This window comes from Oleiphilus sp. HI0123, assembly GCF_001635315.1.
Genome location: NZ_LWGE01000099.1, coordinates 1 through 739, shown reverse-complemented (window position 1 = coordinate 739; position 739 = coordinate 1). Strand labels below are relative to the sequence as shown.

The window sequence follows — 739 nt, the reverse complement described above, 5'->3', positions numbered from 1 at the left end:
TGTTTATCGGCAGCACTCAAATGATGACGCCAGCTGGACCACTTCCTTTGAACTTCGAACTTCAAGGTTCTACTCGGGTCAAGCGGCAGCTAACTTTGGCGAAGCAGCAAACAAGTCGCTTGAAGATACAATGAAAGAACTTCAAGAAATGCGTCGTGAGCAGGCTTCTCAGATCGTCGTACCGGGCCAAGGCGGAAGCCAAATCCAAATGCCTTAAAGCATTTTTTCAATGGGGTCAGACTCGATTGAAAAATAGCCATACTTATGTAGGCGGGGCCTCCAGTCGCGCAAACCGAAACCAGGGAATCGTTTGAAAGCCCCGTGGCACAGCAAGCGCCCCGAGGACGGGCCGCCTACAAAGTCATAATACTTATATGTAAAAGTTGGCACGCAGTCTGACCTACTGAAATAGCGGTTTCGACTAGAGCCTACAAATACCCTGCCCAAACTTAGTCAGCAAAGTGCCAAAACTTGCCGTTGAAGGTTGATTTTGGTTTGGCCGAATGTTACTGGCTTCAAATTCCTGGGTGATGTCTGTAGATGGTGAACAACCAACTTAACAAAGTGTTAAGTCGGCTTTCGGGTCTTCCCTAATATAATTTGAGCTAGCTTGATTGTTTATTAAATAAACTAAAAATGAGGCTTCTAGGTGAATACTTGATAGGTGTTCTAGAAAACGTAAATGAATCCAACGCCGACCTCAGCTTCATAGTTGTTGCGTGCGATTGGGCTATCCGCA

Annotated in this window: 1 pseudogene; it reads left to right on the top strand. The window is 46.0% G+C overall.

The window, feature by feature from the left end:
- Positions 1–217, top strand: a pseudogene (locus A3761_RS26530) (hypothetical protein); the annotation flags it as partial.
- Positions 218–739 lie beyond the last annotated feature (522 nt).